Here is a 7,941-nt window from a genome sequence, read left to right on the forward strand (position 1 = left end):
CGGCACCACCGGCTACCTCGCCGTCGAGGTGCCCAACGTGTTCCGGATCCGCACCGACGACTACTCGGTCAACGCCAAGCTCACCAGCGAGGGCGTCTCCCAGAGCGTCGACATCGCCAAGGGCACCGCCGTCCCCGTCGGGATCGGCAGCGGCAACGGCAACGGCAAGCCCACCACCCTGCTCGAACTGCGCGTCACCGGCTGACCCGCGCCGCCCCCGCTCCCCGCCCACCTTCCCGATGGAGCCCCAGGTGACAGACAACCCCTCCCGCACCCGGAGGACCGCCCGCCGCTGGCTGGCCACCGCAGCGGTGACCGCCGCGGCCCTCGGCGGCGCCACCGCGATCGCCGCCGCCGACACCACCCCCGCCGACAACTCCGCCGCACCGCCGGCCGTCGAGGACTTCTCCTACCCCGGCGCCGCCGCCATCACCAAGGTGAAGCTGCTGCGCGGCGACGGCCACATCATGCTCGCCGCCGACTGCTCGAAGTCCCAGATCCAGATCGGGACCCTGGCCCCGGGCAACCCGGACAACCAGATCTGCTTCACCGTCACCGGCACGACGGGATCCCTCTCCCTGCAGCTGCCCGACGTCTTCTTCGTCCAGACCAGCGGCGGCCGCGCGGTCCGCGCCGGCCTCACCGTCGGCACCACCACCCAGACCGTCGACGTCCCCACGAACGGCTTCCAGGGAGTCGGCGTAGGCACCGGCGGCGACCCGGCCGCCCTCGTCGAGCTGACCGTCACCGGCTGACCACCACCGCCCGAAGTCGTTCTTCACGTTGGGAGTGACACCTCATGCTTCGCACCTCCTCGTCCCGCAACCTGCGGGCGGGTGTGCTGGTCGCGGCTGTGGCCGCCGGCACGCTGACCACCTTCGCCCCGGCCCAGGCCGTCCCCGGTGACACGCCCGCCGACGGCACCTACTCCGCCACCGCCCGGATCGTCGTCGGTGACCACCTGCGCGGCTGCACCGGCACGCTGGTGGACCGCTACTGGGTGCTGACCGCCGCGTCGTGCTTCTCCGACGATCCGGCGCAGCCGCAGGCCCTGGTGGCCGGCGCGCCGAAGTGGACCACCGCCGTGACGGTCGGCGCGAAGTCGGCCCAGGTGGCCGAGCTGGTGCCGCGCACGGACCGTGACCTGGTGATGGCCCGCCTGGCCACGCCCGTCGACGGCATCGCCCCGCTGCCGCTGGCGACCTCCGCGCCGACGGCCGGGCAGTCGCTGCGTGTTCCCGGTTTCGGCCGGACCAAGGACGAGTGGGTGCCGGGCAAGCTCCACTCCGGTGTCTTCAGCCTCGACTCCGTGGCCGCGACGGGCATCGGCACGACCGGTACCGGTGGTGCTGCGGTCTGCAAGGGCGACACCGGTGCCCCGGCGATCCGTGAGGTCAACGGTAAGGCCGAGCTGGTGGCCGTGGCCTCGCGCTCGTGGCAGGGCGGCTGCCTGGGCACTCCGGCCACCGAGACCCGCACCGGCGCGTACAGCTCCCGGGTCGACGACATCGGCGCCTGGGTGCAGGAGGTGCGCTTCCGTACGACGGAGGTGACGGCCGGCCTGCACGTGCAGGTCATCGGTTCGGACACCAAGCTGTGGGACACCGTGGCCGACTACAAGGCGGGCAGCTGGCTCGGCAAGTGGTCGCCCGTCCCGAGCGGCGCCCTCTCCGCCGTGGACTCGGTGGCGACCGGTGACACCGTGCACGTCTTCGTCGTCGGCTCGGACGGCAAGGTCTACACGCGTGACGGCAAGGTCGGCGGCTACTGGACCCCGTGGGGCGAGGTCCCGGGCGGTGCGGTCGGGGTCAAGGGCGTCACCGCGACCGCCCGGGGCAACACCGTCAGCCTGCAGATCATCGGCGTCGACGGCTCCCTGTACAGCACCCAGGCCGATTACACGGCCGGCCGGTGGGTCGGCTCCTGGGAGCTGGTCAGCGTCAACAACCTGAAGGCGATCACCAGCGCCACCACCGCCGACGGCGTCGTCCACGTCTTCGTCATCAACGAGGACGACAAGGTCTACACCCGCGACAACCGGCCCGACGGCAGCTGGACCCCGTGGGGTGTCATTCCAGGTGATGCCGCCGGCGTCAAGGGCATCACGGCGGCTGCCCGCGGCAACATCGTCGACCTGCAGATCATCGGCTCGGACGGCTCCCTCTTCAGCACCAACGGCAACTTCGACGCCGGCCGCTGGGACCCCGCCTGGACCAAGGTCAGCGACAACCACCTGAAGGCGATCAGCAGCAGCGCCGAGGGCAACGTCGTCCACGTCGTCGCCATCAACGAGGACGACAAGGTCTACAACCGCGACGCCGACTACAACGCCGGCCGGTGGACCCCGTGGGGCGAGGTCCCCGGCGGCATCACCGGTGTCAAGGCGATCACCGCCGCCACCACCGGCTGACCCGGCCCGCACCACGTCCCGCCGGGCCGGCCGCCATCCGGCCGCCGGTCCGGCGGGGCACCCACTTCTCGTACTCCTCAGGGGGAATTCCTGATGTCCCGCAACTCCCAGGTCCGCGCCCGTCGGGCGGGTGTGCTGGTCGCGGCCGCCGCCGCCGGCACGCTGAGCAGCTTCACGCCGGCCGGCGCCGTGGTCGGCGACACGGCCGCCGACGGTTCCTACGCCTCCACCGCGCGGCTGGTGATCGGTGACAACCTGCGCGGCTGCACGGGTGCGCTGGTCGACCACTACTGGGTGGTCACGGCCGCGTCGTGCTTCTCCGACGATCCGGCGCAGCCGCAGGCGCTCGCCGCGGGTGCGCCGAAGTGGAAGACGACCGTGACGGTGGGCGCGAAGTCGGCGCAGGTGGCCGAGTTGGTGCCGCGTTCGGACCGTGACCTGGTGATGGCGCGTCTGGCCACGGCGGTGGACGGTGTCGCGGTGCTGCCGCTGGCGACCTCCGCGCCGACGGCCGGGCAGTCGCTGCGTGTTCCCGGTTTCGGCCGGACCAAGGACGAGTGGGTGCCGGGCAAGCTCCACACCGGTGTCTTCAGCCTCGACACCGTGAGCGCGAACGGCATCGGCATCACCGGCACCGGTGGCGCGGCGGTCTGCAAGGGCGACACCGGTGCCCCGGCGATCCGTGAGGTCAACGGAAAGGCCGAGCTGGTCGCCGTGGCCTCCCGCTCCTGGCAGGGCGGCTGCCTGGGCACCCCGGCCACCGAGACCCGCACCGGCGCCTACAGCTCCCGGGTCGACGACCTCGGCGCCTGGGTCAAGCAGGTGAAGGCCTCCCGCCCGGCCAGCGAGCTGTTCGCGCTCGGCGGGGACAGCAAGATCTGGACCAACGAGGGCGCGTACACCACGAACGTGTGGGGCACCTTCGATGCGGTGCCGGACAGCACCGGCACGCGTCAGGTCAGCGCGGTCACGATGGGCGACACGGTGCGCCTGTTCACGATCGGCGGCGACCAGCGGATCTGGACCGCCGCGAAGAACACCACCACCGGCAACTGGAGCCCGCTCCAGCCCGTGCCGAACAACAGCGGCATGCGGCAGGTGACCGCCGTCGCCATGGGCGACACGGTCCGGCTGTACGCGATCGGCGGCGACCAGCGCATCTACACCGCCGCGGGCAACTACACCACCGGCACCTGGACCGGGTTCGAGGCCCTGCCCAGCAGCTCCATCAAGCAGGTGACCGCCACCGCCGTCGGCAACACCGTGCGCCTGTTCGCGATCGGCGGCGACGACACGATCTGGACCACCACCGGCGACTACACCGCCGGGACGTGGACCACCTTCGAGCAGATCGCCAGCAGCTCCATCCGGCACATCGCCGCCACCACGATCGGCAGCACGGTGCGTCTGTTCGCCGTCGGCGGCGACCAGCAGATCTGGACCACCGACAGCACCGCCAACGGCCCCTGGACCACCTTCGACCAGGTGCCCGGCGTCCTGGGCGTCAAGCAGGTCGCCACCACCACGATCGGCGACACCGTCCGGCTGTTCGCCCTCGGTACCGACGACGCGATCTGGACCGCCGACAAGAAGGCCGACGGCAGCTGGACCACCTTCTACAAGGTCGACAGCAGCGCCATCCAGGGCATCGCCGCCACCACCGGCTGACCCGCCCCGCACCCGCCCCGCGGGGGCCGTCGGCACGAGACCGACCGCCCCCGCGGGTCCCCGCAGGCCCGCTCGAAGGGAAAGTCCGCATGTCCCGCAAGTCCCAGTTCCGCTCCCGGCGGGCGGGTGTGCTGGCCGCCGTGGCGGCGGCCGCCGCCGGCACGCTGACCACCTTCGCCCCGGCCGGTGCCGTCTCCGGCGACACGGCGGCCGACAGCGCCTCCGCCACCGCCGCGCGGATCGTCGTCGGCGACCACCTGCGCGGCTGCACCGGCGCGCTGATCGACCAGTACTGGCTGCTCAGTGCGGCGTCGTGCTTCGCCGACGACCCGGCGCAGCCGCAGACGCTCGCCGACGGCGCGCCGAAGTGGAACACCACCGCCACCATCGGCGCGAAGTCGGCCCAGGTGGTCGAGCTGGTGAAGGCCGAGGGCCGTGACCTGGTGATGGCCCGCCTCGCCTCGCCCGTCGACGGCGTCACGCCGCTGGACGTGGGCACCGCCGCGCCGACGGCCGGGCAGTCGCTGCGGGTGTCCGGCTTCGGGCGCACCAAGGCCGAGTGGGTCCCGGACAAGGCGCACACCGGGGCGTTCAGCCTCGACACGGTGAGCGCGACCGGCGTCGGCATCACGGGGACGGGCGGTGCGGCGGTCTGCAAGGGCGACACCGGCGCCCCGGTGGTCCGCGAGGTCAACGGAAAGGCCGAGCTGGTGGCCGTGGCCTCCCGCTCCTGGCAGGGCGGATGCCTGGACACCCCCGCCGCCGAGACCCGCACCGGCGCGTACGCCTCCCGGGTCGACGACCTCGGTCCGTGGATCACCAGGACCAGGAACTCCACCCCCTCGGGGACCGTGGTGAAGTCGTCGCCGTTCACGGTGGTCGACCCGGCCACCAACCATCCGCTGACCTTCGTCCAGGACAGCAGCAACCACCTGTGGTCGTACGACCCGCTGGGCGAGGGCTGGTCCGACCTGGGCGGCTACGCCGCCGCGCGCCCCACGGCGATCGCCACCCCGGCCGCCGACCCGGCCGACAGCCATGTGATGGTGTACGTCAACGGGCCGGACAACAAGCTCTGGTCCTACGACCGCACCACCAAGCACTGGACCCCCTTCGTCCTGACCCCGGCCGGGACGGCGCTGGCCCCCGACGCGGTGCCGCGCACGGTCGTGGACCCGACCACCAAGCACCTGGTCACCTTCGTCCGGGACACCGCCTACCACCTGTGGTCGGTGGACCCGCAGGGCGAGGGCTGGTACGACTACGGCGGCCTGGCCGCCACCGACCCGGTGCCGGTGGTCAACCCGAACGACGGCCACGTCGTGGTCTTCTTCAACGGGCCGAACAACCGGCTGAACTACATCGACCGCCGCAGCGCCGGCCGGGTCGAGTTCCCCCTGACCACGTCCGGCACGGCGATGGCCCCGGACGCCGTCCCCTCGACGGTCGTGGACCCCGCCACCGGGCACTTCACCACGTTCGTCCGCGACACCGCCCACCACCTGTGGTCCGCCGATCCGTGGGGTCCCGGCTGGCGCGACCACGGCCCGGTGGCCGCCACCGACCCGGTCGCGTTCGCCGACGAGGCCGGCAAGCGGACCGTGGTGTACGTCAACGGCCCGGACTACAAGCTGAACGCGCTGGACTTCTCCACCGGCACGCTGACGCCGTTCGCCCGCACCCTGGCCGGGGATTCCGTCCCGCACACCGTGCTCGACCCGGTCACCAAGCACCCGGTCACCTACGTCCGGGACTCCGGCAACACCCTGTGGTCCTTCGATCCGGCGGGCCCCACCTGGGCCCGCTTCCGCGGCGGCCCCTCGGTCTGATCCCCGCCGTGCCGTCCGTGGCCCGCCCCGCCGAGCGCGGGGCGGGCCGCGCCCCGGCCGGTGAACCTCCTGCGCACCCCGCGCACCTGCGGCGTGCCCTCCTTCCCGAACGTTCCAGGGAGATCCCTCATGTCCCGCAAGTCCCAGGTCCGCTCCTGGCGGGCCGGCGTGCTGGTCGCGGCCGCTGCCGCCGGCACGCTGAGCACCTTCACCCCGGCCGTCGCCGTGGTCGGCGACCCGGCCGCCGACGGCACCTACGCCTACACCGCGCGCCTGGTGATCGGCGACAACGTGCGCGCCTGCACCGGCGTGCTGGTGGACCGCTACTGGGTGGCCACCGCGGCCTCCTGCTTCTCCGACGACCCGGCGCAGCCGCAGGCCCTCGCGGCGGGCGCGCCCAAGTGGAAGACCACCGCCACCATCGGCCGCACCGACCTGACGACCGGCGCGGGCACGGTGACGGAGGTCGTGGAGCTGGCGCCGCGCCAGGACCGTGACCTGGTCCTCGCCCGGCTGGCCAAGCCCGTCACCGACATCGCCCCGATCGCGGTCGCCACCACCGCCCCCAGCGCCGGGGAGACGCTGCGGGTGCCCGGGTACGGCCGGACCAAGGCCGAGTGGATCACGAACAAGCTGCACAGCGGCGCGTTCAGCCTCGACACCGTGAGCCCGACGGGCATCGGCACCACCGGTACCGGCGGCGCGGCGGTCTGCAAGGGCGACACGGGCGCCCCGGCGATCCGCCAGGTCAACGGCAGGGCCGAGCTGGTGGCCGTGGCCTCCCGCTCCTGGCAGGGCGGCTGCCTGGGCGTGCCCGCCACCGAGACCCGCACCGGCGCGTACTCCTCCCGCGTCGACGACCTCGGCGGGTGGATCGACCAGGTCCGCGGCGGCTGGTGGGACACCGTCACGGCCAACCCGGCCGCCCGCAGCTCGGTCTACGACCCGGTCCGGAAGATCTCCACGGTCTTCGCCGTCGACAGCAACCACCACGTGGTGTTCTCCACCAGCCCGGACGGCACGACCTGGAGCGGCTGGGCGCAGGTCGGTGGCGACTGGGAGTTCGCGAGCGTTCCCACCGCGCTGTACAACCCCTCCACCGGCGGCACCGAGCTGTTCGCGATCGGCACGGACGGCGTGCTGTCCCAGACCTACTGGATGCCGGACGGCCAGGGCTGGCGCGAGTGGTACTTCCAGGACCGCGGCCCGAGGTTCACCGGCAGCCCCACCGCCGTCTACAACCCGGCGACGAGGACCGCGGAGGTCTTCGCCACCCGGACCACCGGGCTCGTCGCGCACTCGTACTACACCCAGGGCACGACGGGGTGGAGCGGCTGGACCGACCTCCGCGGCAACGGGGAGTTCGTGAGCAGCCCGAGCGCCGTGTACAACCCCTCCACCGGTGGCATCGAGCTGTCCGCGATCAACAGCGACGGCGTGCTCAAGCAGACCTACTGGAAGTCGGACGGCCAGGGCTGGCGCGACTGGTACGCCCAGGACTCCGGCTGGACGTTCTCCGGCAGTCCCACGTCCGCCTACAACCCGGTCACCAGGACCGTGGAGGTCTTCGCCACCCGGACCAGCGGGGTCGTCGCGCACGCGTACTACACGCCGGGCATGACGAAGTGGAGCGGCTGGTACGAGATCCCCGGCCGGCAGTTCGCGGGCTCGCCGTCGGTGGTCTTCGACCCCGCCACCGGCGGTTTCAAGCTGTTCGTGGTCGGCGGTGACGGTGTCCTCGCCCGCGCCGAGTGGCAGCCCGACGACAAGCGGTGGCGCGACTGGACCTCCGTCGGGGACTGGAAGTTCACCACCGGCCGCTTCCCGACCGTGACGTTCAACGCCACGGCGGGCGTGCTGGACCTCTTCGCCACCGGGCAGAACGGCGCCCTGAACCACGCCACCTACAAGGCCGACCCGGTCCCGGGCGGTTGGGGCGGCTGGACGACGATCGAAGGCAGGACGATGATCACCGGCTGACGCGCGGCACCGAGCGCCGGAAGCACTCCGGGCCCGGCCGCTCCCCCGATGGGT

General features: G+C 72.7%; 5 protein-coding genes and 1 pseudogene. All 6 read left to right on the forward strand.

Annotated features, from left to right (window positions below):
- A pseudogene (locus tag ACFVHV_RS42560) lies at nucleotides 1-205 on the forward strand (hypothetical protein); the annotation flags it as partial.
- Between the two features lie 46 nt (nucleotides 206-251).
- Nucleotides 252-755, forward strand: a complete 504-nt coding sequence (locus tag ACFVHV_RS42565; protein WP_380359072.1) for a hypothetical protein — start codon at nucleotides 252-254, stop codon at nucleotides 753-755.
- Between the two features lie 44 nt (nucleotides 756-799).
- Nucleotides 800-2,410, forward strand: a complete 1,611-nt coding sequence (locus ACFVHV_RS42570; protein WP_380359075.1) for a trypsin-like serine protease — start codon at nucleotides 800-802, stop codon at nucleotides 2,408-2,410.
- A 93-nt stretch (nucleotides 2,411-2,503) separates the two neighbouring features.
- Nucleotides 2,504-4,078 carry a trypsin-like serine protease gene (locus tag ACFVHV_RS42575; protein WP_380359078.1) on the forward strand — a complete coding sequence of 525 codons (1,575 nt, stop codon included), beginning with the start codon at nucleotides 2,504-2,506 and terminating at the stop codon, nucleotides 4,076-4,078.
- Between the two features lie 89 nt (nucleotides 4,079-4,167).
- Complete coding sequence (locus ACFVHV_RS42580; RefSeq protein WP_380359080.1) at nucleotides 4,168-5,907, forward strand: trypsin-like serine protease; 1,740 nt, start codon at nucleotides 4,168-4,170, stop codon at nucleotides 5,905-5,907.
- 129 nt (nucleotides 5,908-6,036) lie between these two features.
- The gene (locus ACFVHV_RS42585) at nucleotides 6,037-7,887 is read left to right on the forward strand and encodes a trypsin-like serine protease (RefSeq protein ID WP_380359083.1); all 1,851 of its coding nucleotides are present in this window, start codon (nucleotides 6,037-6,039) and stop codon (nucleotides 7,885-7,887) included.
- Nucleotides 7,888-7,941: the final 54 nt, after the last annotated feature.

Source organism: Kitasatospora sp. NPDC127116, assembly GCF_042677365.1.
In the GTDB taxonomy this organism is placed as follows: Bacteria; Actinomycetota; Actinomycetes; order Streptomycetales; family Streptomycetaceae; genus Kitasatospora; species Kitasatospora lactacystinica.

Bases quoted from the DNA above. Each gene is read 5' to 3' on its own strand.
- ACFVHV_RS42570 (WP_380359075.1), top strand. From the start codon at position 800: ATGCTTCGCACCTCCTCGTCCCGCAACCTGCGGGCGGGTGTGCTGGTC.
- ACFVHV_RS42575 (WP_380359078.1), top strand. From the start codon at position 2,504: ATGTCCCGCAACTCCCAGGTCCGCGCCCGTCGGGCGGGTGTGCTGGTC.
- ACFVHV_RS42580 (WP_380359080.1), top strand. From the start codon at position 4,168: ATGTCCCGCAAGTCCCAGTTCCGCTCCCGGCGGGCGGGTGTGCTGGCC.
- ACFVHV_RS42585 (WP_380359083.1), top strand. From the start codon at position 6,037: ATGTCCCGCAAGTCCCAGGTCCGCTCCTGGCGGGCCGGCGTGCTGGTC.